Genomic DNA, 14,405 nt, shown 5'->3' on the forward strand with positions numbered 1-14,405 from the left:
GGTCAAAACTTGGTCAGAAAAGAGATGCTTGGGCAAATTTTTGAACAATCAACTTCTGTTGATGGTGTAAACATTGTCAATAATACAACGCAAGTTTCTACAATTTCAGATGCTAACGGAATGTTTTCTATTGCTGTAAAAGAAGGAGATGTGTTGGTTTTTTCATCTGTAAATTTGGATCCGCTAAAACATAGAATTACTGCTGAGGATTTGAACTTGGATAAAATTCAGATCAAAATGTCAGCGAAAGAAATTGAGTTGAAGGAGGTTGTTGTAAATGAAAATCCCTCTATTACAACTGAAAACCTCGGAATTGTCCCGCACGGACAAAAAACATACACGCCTGCTGAGAGAAAAGTTTATACGGCCACTTCAACTTCAATTGATAAATTATTGAATAAGATTTCAGGACGAACTGCAATGCTTAAGAAAGAAGTTGTTATAGAGAAAAAAGAAATGCTTTTTAGAAAATTAGAGTACCTTTTTGAAGAGAATTATTATACTGACCGATTGAAAATTCCTGTAGATGATATCAAAGGATTTCAATTATTTTGTGTGGATGATGCTCAATTTGCCGTATCTTTGAATACAAAGAACAAAACAATGAGTATGTTTTTAATCACAGATTTAGCCAGAAAGTATTTAATTATTCTAGAAAATGAAAAATAGTTTATCAGTATTCGTTGTTTGCTTGTTTTGTCAAATTGCATTAGGGCAAAATACAACCAGGATACCACTTCACGGACAAGTGGTGAATAAATCGTTAGCGATAGAAAGTGGTCATGTAATGAATATTAATGCAAATACCAGGACTTTTATAGGTGTTGGGGGATTGTTTGATATTCTGGCAAGGCCAAAAGACACTTTGGTGTTTACCGGAATGGCTTTTCAGTCAAAAAAAATTGTATTGACAGAAAAGGATTGTGCAGAAATTCTTTTTGTTGTGCCATTAGAACTGGTTAATAATCAATTAAAAGAAGTTGTTGTTCATAAGGAATTAAAAGTGAAAACTTTAGGGGTAGGTTCTCAGGCAATTGTGGATATGCAGTTTGAAGACGATAAGCAATCAACAGCAAAAAACAGTGCAATGTACTCTGATCAGACTATTAAATATGGTACTGATTTTGTTAGAATCTTTAAAGATGTTAAAAAGCTTTTGAGGAAAAAAGACGATGTGAAAGAAGAAGAGATATCTGATATTGCTTTTGTTGCTTATGTTAAAGATAATTTTCAGCCCGATTTTTTTACTAAAACCTTAGAATTAAAAGAAGATGAAATAGATCTGTTTTTAATGTATTGTTCGAATGATCCAGAGTCTAAGCGACATGTTAATCCAGATCAAAAATTTGAATTGATAGATTTTCTGATCAATAAGAATAAGGAATTTAAAAAATCGAATGTTACCGAAAAATGAAAAAAAGATTGATTTACCCCTTAATTGGGGTTTTATTTTTATTGCTCTCGGCATTTGCCTTTCATAAATTTTACATGGGCGTTTTCCAGGTAAATTATGCTGCCGAAAAAAAAATGATTCAAATTACATCTCGAATTTTTGTTGATGATTTGAATAACGGAATAGAGAAGAAATACCATAAAAAAACATTCATTGGTACTGAAAAGGAAACGCCGGAAGATGTTGAACTTTTGAAAAAGTATCTTGCTGAGAATTTTACTATGAAAGTTAACGGCCAGCCAAAAGTGATTACATTTTTGTCAAAAGAAGTAGAATCTGGAGATGTTTTGGTTTGTTACTCTAGAATAAAAGATATTGATAAATTCAAGACACTCGAAATTTCAAACACGATTTTAGTAGATTGGAATGCTGAACAGCAAAACATTACACATATTTCAGCGTTTGGCACAAAAAAGAGTGTGCTTTTTACAGAATCTTCAAGGAAAGAAGTGTTAAAGTATTAATGGATAGGTGAAATTATCATTTTAATTGTTATTTTCACACCCTGATAAAATTACCATTAAACTTTTATGAAAAAACTTTCGCTATTATTACTTTTTCCTGCGATGTTGGTTGCTCAAGAAAAAGCAAATACTCCACCAGTTCCAAGGCAACAAGGAAAGTATGACACAAACAAATTTAGCCAAATGTATGATTTGTTGGCTACTCCAAATATGTTTCGTACTGCATCTGGAGCTCCAGGACCAGCTTATTATCAACAACAAGCAGATTATAAAATTGATATCGAACTAGACGATAAAAATTCAAAAATTACAGGTTCTGAGGTTATTACTTATTCTAACAACTCACCAGACAGTTTGGAATATTTATGGATTCAGCTTGATCAAAATCAGGCAAAAGCAAACGGACAGACTTCTTTAGCAGAAGGCGAAAAATTGAGCCAGGTTTTGCCACTTGAAGGATTTGCGAATAAATACCTTAAAAAAGATCTTGAGCGCGGTTTTAATATCGAACAAGTAAAAGATGCAAAAGGAAACCCAATGTCATATACCATCAATGAAACAATGATGCGTATTAACTTGGCTACACCTTTAAAGCCAGGTGAAAAAATTTCTTTAGCTATTAAATGGTGGTACAACATCAATAATTATAGAAAAGAAGGTGGACGTTCTGGTTATGAATTATTTGAAAAAGACGGAAACAAATTATATGTAATCGCGCAGTTCTACCCAAGAATGGCAGTTTACAATGATGTTGAAGGATGGCAAAACATGCAGTTTTGGGGAAGCGGAGAGTTCGCTCTTCCTTTTGGAAACTTCGACGTAAATATTACAGTTCCTGCTGATCACGTAATTGATGCCACAGGAGAATTAATGAACAGAAGCGAAGTTTTCACTGCTGAACAAGTGAAACGTTATGAGCAGGCTCAAAAATCATTTGATAAGCCTGTTGTGATTGTAACGCAAGCTGAAGCTGAAGCGGCTGAAAAAGGTTTTTCTGAAAAGAAAAAAACATGGAAATTCAGTGCAAAAAATGTTCGTGATTTCGGAATTGCATCTTCAAGAAAGTTCATTTATGATGCCATGGCTGTTAAGTTAGGCGGAAAAGTGGTTATGGCAGAGTCTGTTTATCCAAAAGAAGCAAACCCGCTTTGGGGAGAAACATCTACAATGGTTGTAGCACACACTTTAAAAAGCTATTCATCTCATACTTTTGATTATCCTTATCCAAAAGCAGTTTCTGTTTCGGCAGAAGATCAAGGTATGGAGTACCCAATGATTTGCTGGAATTTTGGTCGTCCTGACGAAAATGGAGTCACAAGCAAAGAAGTTAAAAATGGAATGATTGGTGTTGTTATCCATGAAGTTGGACACACTTTCTTCCCTATGATTGTAAACTCTGATGAGCGTCAATGGACTTGGATGGATGAAGGTTTGAATTCATTCTTAGAATATTTAGCAGAGCAAGAATTAGATCCAACATTCCCATCAAGACGTGGGCCAGCTAAAAATATTGTTCCTTACATGAGTGGTGATCAAAAGTTTTTAGAGCCAATTATGTCAAACTCTGAAACAATTGCTCAATTTGGTAATAATGCTTACGGAAAACCAGCTACAGGTCTTAATATTTTGAGAGAAGTAGTTATGGGAAGAGAATTATTTGATTATGCTTTCAGAACATACGCAAACAGATGGAAATTCAAACATCCAACTCCAGAGGATTTCTTCAGAACTATGGAAGATGCTTCGGCTGTTGATTTAGATTGGTTTTTCAGAGGATGGTTTTACTCAACTGATTTTGTAGATATCGGAATTAAAGAAGTGAAGCAATATTATGTTTCTGAAACTCCGACTGCAGATTTAAAAGATGTTAAAGTTAGAAAAGGACGTTTTGGTTTAGATAAAGGACCATTCGTATATTTAGTTGCTGGAGATAACGCTGAAGTTAGCGCATCAAGCAAAAAAGCTTTAAAAGTTGACGACGTAAAATTGTTATCTGATTATGTAAATCAAACTTTTACAGCGGAAGAAAAAGCAGGTTTAAAATCTCCTAAATATTTCTACGAAGTAGAATTCAATAAGCCAGGAGGAATGATTATGCCAATCTTAGTAGAGATTACGTACGAAGATGGTTCAAAAGATAATTATCAGTACCCAGCACAAATCTGGAGAAAGAATAACGATACTGCTAAAAAAGTTTATGCAACTTCAAAAGCAATCAAAAGTATTCAGATTGACCCAAAATTAATGACTGCTGATATTGATGTAACCAACAATGCTTGGCCAAAAACAGAAGAAAAATCAAAATTTGATTAAGAATAAACTAAAAAAGACTCTGAAAAGAGTCTTTTTTTTTTAAGTAAATTTTAAAACTCTACGCAGCAAAATTTAATATCTTTGTGACCACACAAAATTAAAAAGATATGTTCGGTATAGGAGGAGGAGAATTAGTTTTCATACTGTTTATAGTATTAATGCTTTTTGGCTCAGATAAAGTGCCAGAAATTGCTCGTACAATGGGTAAAGCTATGGCGCAATTAAAAAACGCTACCAATGATATTAAAAGCGAGATTCAAAAAGGAGCTGAAGCAAACGGACTTGATACAAAATCACTTAACAGTATAACAGGCAATATCAACGCTCAAATCAATGAAGCAAAATCAAATATTTTAGGAGATTCAGGAAATCTTTTAGGGGATACAGCTACAGAAATTGATAAAGTAAAAGAAGATATTGATTCGCTTTCAGGACCTATAAAACGACAAATGTAATATGCTTGAAAAAATACAAGAATTAGATACAAATCTCTTTGTGTATCTGAATGGTTTGGGTTCTGAAACATACGATAAACTTTGGCTGATTATTACACAGCAGTTGTATTGGACACCACTTTTCTTATTAATGTTTTATCTTATTTATAAAAAAATAGGAGGGAAACAAACCTTGTATTTACTGCTTTTTATAGCAGTTTTGATTGCTTTTACAGATCAGACTTGTAATTTATTCAAACATACTTTTGCGCGCTTGCGTCCGTGTAATAACCCCGAATTAAAATCGATTATTCGTATTGTTCAGGTTAGAACATCTTATAGTTTTTTCTCTGGGCATGCAGCAAATACAATGGCGGTTGCAACTTTTTTATTCTTAGTTTTAAAAAGCCGTTTCAAGTATTTGGGATTTATCTTTTTATGGCCATTAATTTTTGCTTACAGCCGAATTTATTTAGGATTGCATTATCCAGGTGATATTTTGGCTGGGTATTTCTTTGGAGCTCTTTTTGGATCGCTAATTTATTTGGTTTACCGAAAATTGAAACCACAATATTTTCCAGGATAAAAAAGATTCTAAGTTTCTAAGCTACTAAGATGGTAAGAATTTAATAAATTATAAAAAAACCTTCAGCTTTAGCTGGAGGTTTTTTTATAGACCAAAGCCTTTTGTAAAAGAAAAAAAAATCAGAATCTTAGTGTCTTAAAAAGGAATTAATTTAGAATCGTTTTTTCGCTCCATTCAAGTCCTGAAGGAAGTTGTTGTTTGCTGAATTCAATATGAATAACCCTTCTTCTTTCGTTATTTGTGGTTTTGTTTGAAGCATGAAAAAGTAAGGGTTTCATAATCATAATGCCGCCTTTTTCAACTTCGCATATAGTCTCGGTTTCTTTTTCAAAATCTAAATTTTCGATTCTCAAAATTCCTTTTGAATGCGAATTATTTATGACTTTTAAAGCGCCATTATCTTTTGTTGTCTTGTCTATATGAATTCTGATAGTGAAATTATCCTCTAAAATTTCTTTTGGAGGCTGAACGGCAAATTGATTTTGTTTTACGGTCCAGTTTTCAAAATTTTCGACTTCAATTTTTTTATCCACAGAAATAGTCAAATCTTGATGATAAGCCACAAACCAATTTGATTTTTCTGGCTTATCGAAATAAATAGATTTTGTTATAAAATATCCTTTTCCAAAGTTTGTTTCGATAATGTTCTGTAAATTCTGATTGAAGATAAAAGGTAATGTTTCAGGAATTTCTTTGTGAAATTGTCTGATTGCAAATAAATCTTGAGATTTCCTAAAAGTGGTATTTTTTGGATTATTTGCAGTTTTGTTTTCAATCGACGAAACCAACTTTTCGATTTCATTTTCTGTATAAACATTGTTTATAATAGAGAAACCTTCATTTTCGATCTGGTTTGAATAATTCATTTAAATGCATTTAAAAATAAAAAGCTTAGAATCTTAGTAGCTTAGTGCCTTAGAAACTTTTTCAGAGTACTCTTGAAACCGTCAATCCATCACGAATTGGCAATAAAACCGTTTCAACTCTAGGATCATCTTTCAAAAGTTGGTTATATTCTAAAAGAACTTTTGTGCTTACATCATTTGGATGAACGGGTTCCAAAATCTTTCCACTCCACAAAACATTGTCGGATAAAATAATGCCACCTTTATTCATTTTAGGAACAATCATTTCCCAATAATTCAGGTAATTTTCTTTATCGGCATCAATAAAAACGAGATCAAATTTTACATCAAGAGTTGGGATAATATCGATAGCTTCACCTAAATGCTGAAAAATTTGATTTCCCCAAGGTGAGGCATCAAAATATTTTCTCTGAAAATCAACTAGTTCTTCTTTAATGTCAATAGTATGCAATTGCCCATTTTCCTGCATTCCTTCGCACAAGCATAAAGCAGCATAACCAGTATAAGTTCCAATTTCAAGAATGTTTACTGGACGAATCAATTTAGAAAGCATGCTCAAAACACGTCCCTGAAAATGGCCACTCAACATTCTCGGCAAAAGAATTTTTTGATACGTTTCTTTGTTGAGTTTGGCTAATAAAGCTGGTTCGTTTTCAGAATGCTGTTCGATGTAATCTTCAAGTTCTTGTGAAATAAAATGCATTTTGTTGAGTCTTATAATTTGAAGCAAAAATACAAAAATATAAGCTCAATTTTGGAGCATAAAAAAACCATTCGTTTTAGGCGAATGGCTTCTAATTGATTTTTAAATGAAATTATTTTTTCAAAGCTTCATTTACTTCTTTTGCTGTTTTTACAGTTCCGTCTTTTGCTGCTTTTGCTGCATTTTCAACTTTTTGAGCTCCTTTTTTAGTCGCGTCTTTTACGTCATCTGCAGCTTTTTTAGTTGCATCTTTTACATCGTCAGCAGCCTTTTTAGTAGCATCCTTAACATCCTGAGCGGCACTTTCAGTTTTGCTTACTGCGCTGTCTTTTACTTCTTCAATATCTGAAGTTAATGAATCAACTTTGTTTCCAAGTGTTAATTCGTCATCTGCAGGTTTTGGTTCTTTTTTATCGCCACATGATTGTACGGCGAAAGCTAATAAAGCAACAAAAGCTAAGCTTAAAATTTGTTTTTTCATAATGAATTGTCTTTTTTAGGTTTATTAAAAAATAAAGGTTATATCGTCGAAATCATAAAATTACAAATTTTAAAATTAGTGCGCGCTTTGTAAGATTATTTTTCCTTAAATGAGCTAGACAATTCTTATGCCAAAATTTTCTGTTAGAATGAAAACCTATTTACTTTAAGATTTTTTTAAGTATAATTTTTAAACTACTTGTCTAAATCTTTATTTGATAACTAAAACATTTTCATTTCTTGCAAAATCGGTTAAAGTAATATTGAAAAGAATAGTTAATTCTTTGCCAGCTTTAACCACTCCAAGTGCTGCTGATGGTGGCGTCATTTCAAAATCAGTAAAAGTTACTCGATTAGAGCCTTGTAAGACAAAAGTGTCGTTGTCTATAGTTGATACTTTTACTTGCGTTTTAAAATCTTTGCTGACGCCTGAAATGGTATATGTTCCAGTGAAAATCCAAGTTGTTTCGTTTATTTTATCAGCTGATTTTAAAGTGTATTTTATGTTTTTATGTGTTTTGGTGTCTAAACATTCGTAAGCGACATCATCCATACTGGTTTTGCTGCTTTTTATGCTTTCGGCAGGCAATGTAATGGCTAAGTTTTTAATGTCTGTGAGTTTTGAATCCGTGATGGTTAAAATTGCGCTACCAGTACCATCTGAAGATCGCATTACCCAATCATGTATGTTAGATGTTCCTGCAACTTCAAAAGTTGATTTTGTGAGAGAATATCTTTTTTGTGCGCTTACTTGTAAACATAATGTAATTACTACGGCTAATAAAATTGATTTGATCGTTTTCATTTGTATGTGGTATTTGGTTAAAACTAGATAGATTATGATTTCTATCTTTTTCTTGAGTCAAAGGTATTTTGAAGAAATCGCACAAGAGCTGATAAAAATCATGGTTAAGATTTTATTTAAAGCTTATTATAGAAAAGCAAAATAGTGGCTTGTTACTGGGATTTTTTTGATTTTGATTTAAGAATGCATCTAAAAATCAAAAAAAAGCGCAAAAGTGATTAACTTTGCAGCATGCAAATCGAAAAGAAAGACATAAGAGCCTTATCAAAAGAACAATTGCGTGATTTTTTTGTCGCAAACAATGACAAAGCTTTCCGTGGAAATCAAGTTTATGAATGGCTATGGAGTAAAGGCGCGCATAGTTTTGACGATATGACGAATGTTGCCAAAACAACGCGTACAATGCTTGAGGAGAATTTTGTTATCAATCATATTAAGGTTGATACCATGCAGCGCAGCAGTGACGGAACGGTAAAAAATGCCGTTCGCTTGCATGACGGCTTAGTGGTAGAATCAGTTTTGATTCCGACAGAAACTAGAACTACAGCTTGTGTTTCTAGCCAAGTTGGTTGTAGTTTGGATTGTAATTTTTGCGCAACGGCAAGATTAAAACGAATGAGAAATCTTGAACCAGGTGAAATTTACGATCAAATTCTAGCAATCGACAAAGAAAGCCGTTTGTATTATAATCATCCGCTTTCGAATATTGTTTTTATGGGAATGGGAGAGCCTTTAATGAATTATAACAATGTCATTAAAGCAATTGATATGGTCACATCATCAGAAGGTTTAGGAATGTCGCCAAAACGTATTATGGTTTCGACATCGGGTATTCCGAAAATGATCAAAAAAATGGCCGATGATGAAGTGAAATTCAAATTGGCAGTTTCGCTCCACTCCGCAATTGACGAAACGCGTGCGAAGATTATGCCTTTTAGCAAAAATTTTCCTTTGAAAGATTTGCGTGAAGCATTGGAATATTGGTACAGAAAAACAAAAAGCAAAGTCTCGTATGAATATGTAGTTTGGAAAGGAATAAACGACGATAAAGCTTCAGTTGATGCATTGGTTAAATTCTGCAAATATGTGCCTTGTAAAGTCAATTTGATAGAATACAATCCAATTGACGACGGAGAATTCCAACAAGCTTCAGAAGAGTCAATTATGGCTTATATAAAAGCGTTGGAAAATATTGGAGTAGTGGTAAAAGTAAGACGTAGCCGAGGAAAAGATATTGATGCTGCTTGCGGACAATTAGCAAATAAAGAGGCGTAATGGTTTGTCCCTATGGGACATATTGTTATATAACACATTTGTTTTCTACCGATATTTTATTCCTAGCGGAGTATATATTCTGTAAATAATATTGGTAAAAAAAAATCTCATGGGATTTCTCCCAGAGAATTAAAGTAAATATGCTCCGTTAGGAGCAATATATTTGTAGAAAGAATCTACACAATACAGATATGTCCCGTAGGGACTACACATTTATATATTGATAAAAACAAAAAAGCATTAAAAACGAGAGAGATCTTGTTTTTAATGCTTTTTTTTGGGCAAAAAGGATTCTATTTTTTCAAATCGACTTCTTCCGTTACGCCGTCTTTTGTAATTGTTGCAAGAGTATTGCATGTTCCGTCACCATAATCAATAACAGCTGTAGCGCCATTTTTGGTTATAGACAAAACTCCTTTGACAGGGAGAGATGTTTTGCATGATGCTTTAAATTGTAATGGGGTTGTAATTTCAGCAGAAAAAGTATCTCCGTTAGGGAAAGTTGTTGTACCGCTTCCAGTTACTAAATAAGCATTATCATCCCAGTTGAACCAAGTGTCAAAACCTTCAACTTGTTCCTTAACCAGTGTGCCTTTTCGAGTGTAAACGCCTCCGTCATCAAAAGTAATTGTCATGTCGATTGCTGCTGTAAAAACCGGATGTGCAGTTGCAAGCAAATCAGTTGTTTTTACAGTTCGCACTATGCTTTTGCTTCCTTGAAGTTTTTTGCCATTATGATAAAATCCGTCAAAAGTATAACTAATCGTTTGTGTAGATGATGCAAAATCATTAGAAAAAGAAATGACCATTTTTCCTTTTACGGTATTTCCGTTTTCAAGCGTACAACCTTCTACGCCAAAATCGACAGTTCTTGTCCAGGTGTTGTTCGTTAATACTGTTGTAATTGTAGCACAACTCGGAAGGAAATTTTTTACCATACCGCTAGGTTTGGCAGTTACATTTTGTTGTGCGCTAAATTGATCTTCGGCAATATTGGTCACATCATCAATTGAGGCGTCAATTTTTGAATTTTTGATGATTTCATCTTTTGTAATTGCGGCAGATGATCCGTCATTAGTTTTTTCGTCAGAATTACAGCTGACAAAAAAAGATAAAGCGACTAACGTTCCAATACATAAAATTTTTGTTTTCATAATAAATTAGTTTTACGTGATTTTAATTAATTGAATTCAAATTAGGCTTTAAATAAAATTTGGTGTTTTTGGTGGGAATTTATATTAGTGCACAAATTGTTGATATACTAACATAAAATTGATAACGTTTTTTTATTTAAAATAGTATATTTGGAATCGAAATGAATATTACTTCCCAAATAAAACAGCCCATTTTTAACGAGATGGAACTTTTCGAAAAAAAGTTCCATGAATCGATGACTTCAAAGGTTGCATTGCTGAACCGAATTACATACTATATCGTAAATCGAAAAGGAAAGCAAATGCGTCCAATGTTTGTTTTTCTTACTGCAAAAATGGTTTCTGGAGGTGTTGTAAACGAAAGAACCTATCGCGGTGCTTCGGTAATCGAATTGATTCATACGGCAACTTTGGTGCATGATGATGTTGTGGACGATAGTAATCGCCGTCGCGGATTTTTTTCTATCAATGCGCTTTGGAAAAACAAAATTGCCGTTTTAGTTGGAGATTATTTGCTTTCAAAAGGATTGCTTTTGTCAATCGATAATGGTGATTTTGATTTGCTCCGAATCATTTCTGTTGCTGTTCGCGAAATGAGCGAAGGGGAATTACTTCAAATAGAAAAAGCCCGAAGACTCGATATTACCGAAGATGTTTATTACGAAATTATCCGTAAGAAAACCGCAACGCTTATTGCTGCTTGTTGTGCACTTGGTGCAAAAGCTGTAATTGAAGATGATGCGCAGGTTGAAAATATGCGCAAATTCGGAGAATTGATCGGAATGGCTTTTCAAATCAAAGACGATTTATTCGACTACAGTGAAGAAGCAATCGGAAAACCAACAGGAATCGATATTAAAGAGCAAAAAATGACTTTGCCTTTAATTCATGTTTTAAATACTTGTACTCCACAGGAAAAAAAGTGGCTGATAAACTCCATCAAAAACCATAACAAAGACAAGAAACGCGTAAAAGAAGTTATTGCCTTTGTGAAAAATAATAATGGTTTGGCTTACGCCGAAAACAAAATGGTCGAATTCCAGCAGGAAGCGCTTTCTCTACTTCAAAACTTCGAAGATTCTGAGTATAAAGCTGCGCTGACTTTGATGGTGAATTACGTAATCGAAAGAAAAAAATAATTAGATAATTAGAAAATTTATCAATTAGATAATTGGTTTTACTTTGTTGTAAATCAATTATCTAATTGATAAATTTTCTAATTGCCCAATTTTTTTTCACCTCCATGCAACCATTTTAAACCGATAATCGTCTATGCTAATAGAAGTCTGTTTCTAAAACCAAAAACCGAAAAGCTTATTAATGAAAATTATTTCGTTACATCAAGAAGAAACCAAAATCATAAAGCTGGCTGTCGAGAACAATCGTCAGGCACAGCAACAGATTTATGGGAAATATTCTTCAAAAATGCTAAGCGTCTGCAGACAATATATAAAGGATATTCAGCTGGCAGAAGATGTAATGATAACGGCTTTCATGAAAGTATTTACGAATCTGAAAAACTTTGAACACAAAGGAAGTTTTGAAGGCTGGATCCGCCGAATAATGGTTAACGAATGCATTTCCTATTTAAGAGTTCAGAAAAAAGTAAAATTTGCTGAAGATGAGTTTTTTGTCGAAGAAAGTTTTAATGAAATCGACAGCCAATTTACAGTCGAACAAATTCAGTTTTTAATTGACGCTTTGCCGGATGGCTATAAAATGGTTTTCAATCTATACGCAATCGAAGGCTACAAACACAATGAAATTGCCAAGATGTTAGGAATTAATGAAGGAACATCGAAATCGCAATTGTCGCACGCTAGAAAAATGCTGCAAACACAAATTACTATTTTAAAAAAACAAGATAATGGAACCGAATAATTTTGAAAAGGATTTCCGTGAAAAATTAAATCAGCGTGAAATTGAGCCAAGCAACAAAGCCTGGGATCGATTAGATGCCATGTTGAGTGTTGCCGAAGAAAAGAAACCTAAAAAAAGCAAAAAATGGCTTTATGTCGCAGCGAGTGTTGTGGGATTTTTGTTGGTTGGAACTTTTTTCTTTAATCATAAAGAAAATACAATTGAAGGGCCTAAAAATTCAGTTGTTGTAAAAGATACAGAGAAAGATTTGAATAAAAATTCAGTTGAAAAAACGATTTTAAACAACATCGATTCTTCAAAAACTGAAATCGCAATTTCAGAAAATCATTCAGAAGAAAGCTTAAATCAAGAAGCAAAAATCAATCATCAGAAATCAGATAAAATCAGTAAAAATGAATCAAATCAAATAGCGGAGTCTTCAATCATCATCAAAAACAATCAAGAAAAACAATCCACCAACAATCAAACTGCTGTTGCCGAAATCTCTAAAAAAGAAAGTGTAGATCAATTATTAGAAACTGCTGAAAATAAGGTTGTAGCTGAAAATTCGGCTAAACCAAAAGCAAAAATTAAAGTCAATGCAAATGATTTGCTGCATCAAGTTGACGGCGAATTAGAGGAATCCTTTCGTGAAAAAGTAATCACAAGAGTCAATAAAAATTATCAGACAGTAAAAGTGGCTTTGGCAAATAGAAATCAGCAGGAGTAGAGGATTAGTATTAAGTATCAAGAATTAAGTATTAAGAAAAAGAATATAGATTTTTTAGTTCCGGAGGAACGATCCATTTTGTAGCGTCGGGTTTCAACCCGATGGACAATGAATTGATCATTCACAATTAACATTTTACAATTTACAATTAATAATTAATCATCATCAATCACAATCAATTAAAAAATCAATCATGAAAAATTTTACCATTCATCTCGTAATTTTAATCTTTTTATTTGTCAGTAAGGTTTTCAGTCAGGAAACTTTTGAATCAAAAGCGAAGAAAATTGCCAATAAAATAGAAAAGGTTACTAAAGAAGAAAAAGAAACCTTAAAACAAGAAGTTGAAGCCGTAAACGTGCAATTGTCTGAAGGGAAAATCACGCAGGAACAAGCGGATAAACGCAAAAAAGAATTAGCAGAAGCGAGAGCCGTTATCATTGAGGAAAAAGTAACGTTGGCACAAAACGAACTGAATGATCTTGTACAGCAAAAAGTAGATGGAAAACTGAAAGAACAGGATTCTACCAAGAAAAGCAAGATTGTTATTTACTGGGATAAAAACGACTGGAACCATAAGAAATGCAAAGATTCTCTTCGTGGAGAAAAAAGAACCACTTCGCAATTTGTTTTTGCAATGGGTTTGAATAATATGATGGTTGACGGAAAATATCAGGATTCAAATTACAGTTTTATAGGTTCGCATTTTTATGAGTGGGGTTTTACATATAATTCAAGATTAATGAAAAATGATAATTTGCTTCATGCGAAGTACGGACTTTCATTAATGTACAATAATATTCGCCCGACAGATAACCGCTATTTTGTGGTAAATGGGGATCAAACTAATTTAGAAACCAACGCTGTAAATTTAACCGAATCACGTTTTAGAAATGTGTATTTAGTAATGCCAGTGCATTTGGAATTCGATTTTACGAGGCCGACAGTAAAAGATGGAAAGACGTATTTTAAAACGCATAAAAGTTTCCGTTTTGGAATTGGAGGTTATACCGGAATCAACGTAAAATCAAAACAGATTTTGAAATTCGAAGAAGACGATTTAAAATATAAAAGCAAGGCTAAAGGCGAATACAATGTAAATAATTTCATTTATGGTGTAAGCTCTTACATAGGATATAAAGAATTAAGCTTGTATGTAAAATACGATTTGAATCCGTTGTTTCAAGACAATTTAGTTAAGGAAAACAATATTTCAATGGGACTTCGTTTTGATTTTAATTAAGTTACGGCTTTAAGTTTAGTTAGTAGAAAAAGTGCTTCG

At 33.2% G+C, this 14,405-nt stretch carries 16 protein-coding genes; 11 read left to right on the forward strand and 5 right to left on the reverse strand.

The window, feature by feature from the left end:
• The first annotated feature begins 9 nt into the window (after positions 1 to 9).
• The 6 genes from EYY60_RS10955 to EYY60_RS10980 all read left to right on the forward strand — a co-directional run bounded on the left by EYY60_RS10955 (position 10) and on the right by EYY60_RS10980 (position 5,250).
• A complete protein-coding gene (locus EYY60_RS10955) occupies positions 10 to 669 on the forward strand; it encodes a carboxypeptidase-like regulatory domain-containing protein (RefSeq protein WP_235832320.1) in 660 nt (219 codons plus the stop codon).
• Entirely contained in the window at positions 659 to 1,414 is a 756-nt protein-coding gene (locus EYY60_RS10960; RefSeq protein WP_132989384.1) for a hypothetical protein, read from the forward strand. Before EYY60_RS10955 ends, EYY60_RS10960 begins: the two co-directional genes overlap by 11 nt.
• Positions 1,411 to 1,917, forward strand: a complete 507-nt coding sequence (locus tag EYY60_RS10965) for a DUF6702 family protein (protein WP_132989385.1) — start codon at positions 1,411 to 1,413, stop codon at positions 1,915 to 1,917. Before EYY60_RS10960 ends, EYY60_RS10965 begins: the two co-directional genes overlap by 4 nt.
• A 66-nt stretch (positions 1,918 to 1,983) precedes the next feature.
• A complete protein-coding gene (locus EYY60_RS10970) occupies positions 1,984 to 4,230 on the forward strand; it encodes a M1 family metallopeptidase (RefSeq protein WP_132989386.1) in 2,247 nt (748 codons plus the stop codon).
• 107 nt (positions 4,231 to 4,337) lie between these two features.
• Positions 4,338 to 4,685 carry a Sec-independent protein translocase subunit TatA/TatB gene (locus EYY60_RS10975; RefSeq protein ID WP_132989387.1) on the forward strand — a complete coding sequence of 116 codons (348 nt, stop codon included), beginning with the start codon at positions 4,338 to 4,340 and terminating at the stop codon, positions 4,683 to 4,685.
• 1 nt (position 4,686) lies between these two features.
• A complete protein-coding gene (locus EYY60_RS10980; RefSeq protein WP_132989388.1) occupies positions 4,687 to 5,250 on the forward strand; it encodes a phosphatase PAP2 family protein in 564 nt (187 codons plus the stop codon).
• Positions 5,251 to 5,396: 146 nt separating this feature from the next.
• Here EYY60_RS10980 and EYY60_RS10985 read toward each other — a convergent pair whose 3' ends face one another.
• The 4 genes from EYY60_RS10985 to EYY60_RS11000 all read right to left on the reverse strand — a co-directional run bounded on the left by EYY60_RS10985 (position 5,397) and on the right by EYY60_RS11000 (position 8,104).
• A complete protein-coding gene (locus EYY60_RS10985) occupies positions 5,397 to 6,116 on the reverse strand; it encodes a phytanoyl-CoA dioxygenase family protein (protein WP_132989389.1) in 720 nt (239 codons plus the stop codon).
• 61 nt (positions 6,117 to 6,177) lie between these two features.
• Positions 6,178 to 6,819: an O-methyltransferase gene (locus EYY60_RS10990; RefSeq protein WP_132989390.1), complete on the reverse strand. Its 642-nt coding sequence runs from the start codon at positions 6,817 to 6,819 to the stop codon at positions 6,178 to 6,180.
• Between the two features lie 112 nt (positions 6,820 to 6,931).
• A complete protein-coding gene (locus EYY60_RS10995; protein ID WP_132989391.1) occupies positions 6,932 to 7,300 on the reverse strand; it encodes a hypothetical protein in 369 nt (122 codons plus the stop codon).
• Positions 7,301 to 7,510: 210 nt separating this feature from the next.
• A complete protein-coding gene (locus tag EYY60_RS11000; RefSeq protein ID WP_132989392.1) occupies positions 7,511 to 8,104 on the reverse strand; it encodes a YceI family protein in 594 nt (197 codons plus the stop codon).
• Between the two features lie 231 nt (positions 8,105 to 8,335).
• On the opposite strand from EYY60_RS11000, the gene rlmN reads away from it, so the two are divergent.
• Complete coding sequence (rlmN, locus tag EYY60_RS11005) at positions 8,336 to 9,379, forward strand: 23S rRNA (adenine(2503)-C(2))-methyltransferase RlmN (protein ID WP_132989393.1); 1,044 nt, start codon at positions 8,336 to 8,338, stop codon at positions 9,377 to 9,379.
• Between the two features lie 293 nt (positions 9,380 to 9,672).
• On the opposite strand, the gene EYY60_RS11010 is transcribed toward rlmN, so the two are convergent.
• Positions 9,673 to 10,533: a hypothetical protein gene (locus tag EYY60_RS11010; protein ID WP_132989394.1), complete on the reverse strand. Its 861-nt coding sequence runs from the start codon at positions 10,531 to 10,533 to the stop codon at positions 9,673 to 9,675.
• Between the two features lie 161 nt (positions 10,534 to 10,694).
• On the opposite strand from EYY60_RS11010, the gene EYY60_RS11015 reads away from it, so the two are divergent.
• The 4 genes from EYY60_RS11015 to EYY60_RS11030 all read left to right on the forward strand — a co-directional run bounded on the left by EYY60_RS11015 (position 10,695) and on the right by EYY60_RS11030 (position 14,366).
• Positions 10,695 to 11,672: a polyprenyl synthetase family protein gene (locus EYY60_RS11015; RefSeq protein ID WP_132989395.1), complete on the forward strand. Its 978-nt coding sequence runs from the start codon at positions 10,695 to 10,697 to the stop codon at positions 11,670 to 11,672.
• 181 nt (positions 11,673 to 11,853) lie between these two features.
• Positions 11,854 to 12,414 (forward strand): RNA polymerase sigma factor, encoded by a 561-nt coding sequence (locus EYY60_RS11020; protein WP_132989396.1) that lies wholly within the window; start codon positions 11,854 to 11,856, stop codon positions 12,412 to 12,414.
• Positions 12,401 to 13,123, forward strand: a complete 723-nt coding sequence (locus EYY60_RS11025; protein ID WP_132989397.1) for a hypothetical protein — start codon at positions 12,401 to 12,403, stop codon at positions 13,121 to 13,123. Before EYY60_RS11020 ends, EYY60_RS11025 begins: the two co-directional genes overlap by 14 nt.
• Positions 13,124 to 13,316: 193 nt before the next feature.
• Positions 13,317 to 14,366 carry a coiled-coil domain-containing protein gene (locus tag EYY60_RS11030; protein ID WP_132989398.1) on the forward strand — a complete coding sequence of 350 codons (1,050 nt, stop codon included), beginning with the start codon at positions 13,317 to 13,319 and terminating at the stop codon, positions 14,364 to 14,366.
• Positions 14,367 to 14,405 lie beyond the last annotated feature (39 nt).

Origin of the sequence: Flavobacterium zhairuonense, assembly GCF_004352915.1 — a bacterium.
GTDB lineage: Bacteria > Bacteroidota > Bacteroidia > Flavobacteriales > Flavobacteriaceae > Flavobacterium > Flavobacterium zhairuonense.

What these genes read in the sequence shown, in the direction of transcription:
- EYY60_RS10960 (WP_132989384.1), top strand. Translation starts at nt 659, where the DNA reads ATGAAAAATAGTTTATCAGTATTCGTTGTTTGCTTGTTTTGTCAAATT.
- EYY60_RS10965 (WP_132989385.1), top strand. Translation starts at nt 1,411, where the DNA reads ATGAAAAAAAGATTGATTTACCCCTTAATTGGGGTTTTATTTTTATTG.
- EYY60_RS10970 (WP_132989386.1), top strand. Translation starts at nt 1,984, where the DNA reads ATGAAAAAACTTTCGCTATTATTACTTTTTCCTGCGATGTTGGTTGCT.
- EYY60_RS10975 (WP_132989387.1), top strand. Translation starts at nt 4,338, where the DNA reads ATGTTCGGTATAGGAGGAGGAGAATTAGTTTTCATACTGTTTATAGTA.
- EYY60_RS10980 (WP_132989388.1), top strand. Translation starts at nt 4,687, where the DNA reads ATGCTTGAAAAAATACAAGAATTAGATACAAATCTCTTTGTGTATCTG.
- EYY60_RS10985 (WP_132989389.1), bottom strand. Translation starts at nt 6,116, where the DNA reads ATGAATTATTCAAACCAGATCGAAAATGAAGGTTTCTCTATTATAAAC.
- EYY60_RS10990 (WP_132989390.1), bottom strand. Translation starts at nt 6,819, where the DNA reads ATGCATTTTATTTCACAAGAACTTGAAGATTACATCGAACAGCATTCT.
- EYY60_RS10995 (WP_132989391.1), bottom strand. Translation starts at nt 7,300, where the DNA reads ATGAAAAAACAAATTTTAAGCTTAGCTTTTGTTGCTTTATTAGCTTTC.
- EYY60_RS11000 (WP_132989392.1), bottom strand. Translation starts at nt 8,104, where the DNA reads ATGAAAACGATCAAATCAATTTTATTAGCCGTAGTAATTACATTATGT.
- rlmN (WP_132989393.1), top strand. Translation starts at nt 8,336, where the DNA reads ATGCAAATCGAAAAGAAAGACATAAGAGCCTTATCAAAAGAACAATTG.
- EYY60_RS11010 (WP_132989394.1), bottom strand. Translation starts at nt 10,533, where the DNA reads ATGAAAACAAAAATTTTATGTATTGGAACGTTAGTCGCTTTATCTTTT.
- EYY60_RS11015 (WP_132989395.1), top strand. Translation starts at nt 10,695, where the DNA reads ATGAATATTACTTCCCAAATAAAACAGCCCATTTTTAACGAGATGGAA.
- EYY60_RS11020 (WP_132989396.1), top strand. Translation starts at nt 11,854, where the DNA reads ATGAAAATTATTTCGTTACATCAAGAAGAAACCAAAATCATAAAGCTG.
- EYY60_RS11025 (WP_132989397.1), top strand. Translation starts at nt 12,401, where the DNA reads ATGGAACCGAATAATTTTGAAAAGGATTTCCGTGAAAAATTAAATCAG.
- EYY60_RS11030 (WP_132989398.1), top strand. Translation starts at nt 13,317, where the DNA reads ATGAAAAATTTTACCATTCATCTCGTAATTTTAATCTTTTTATTTGTC.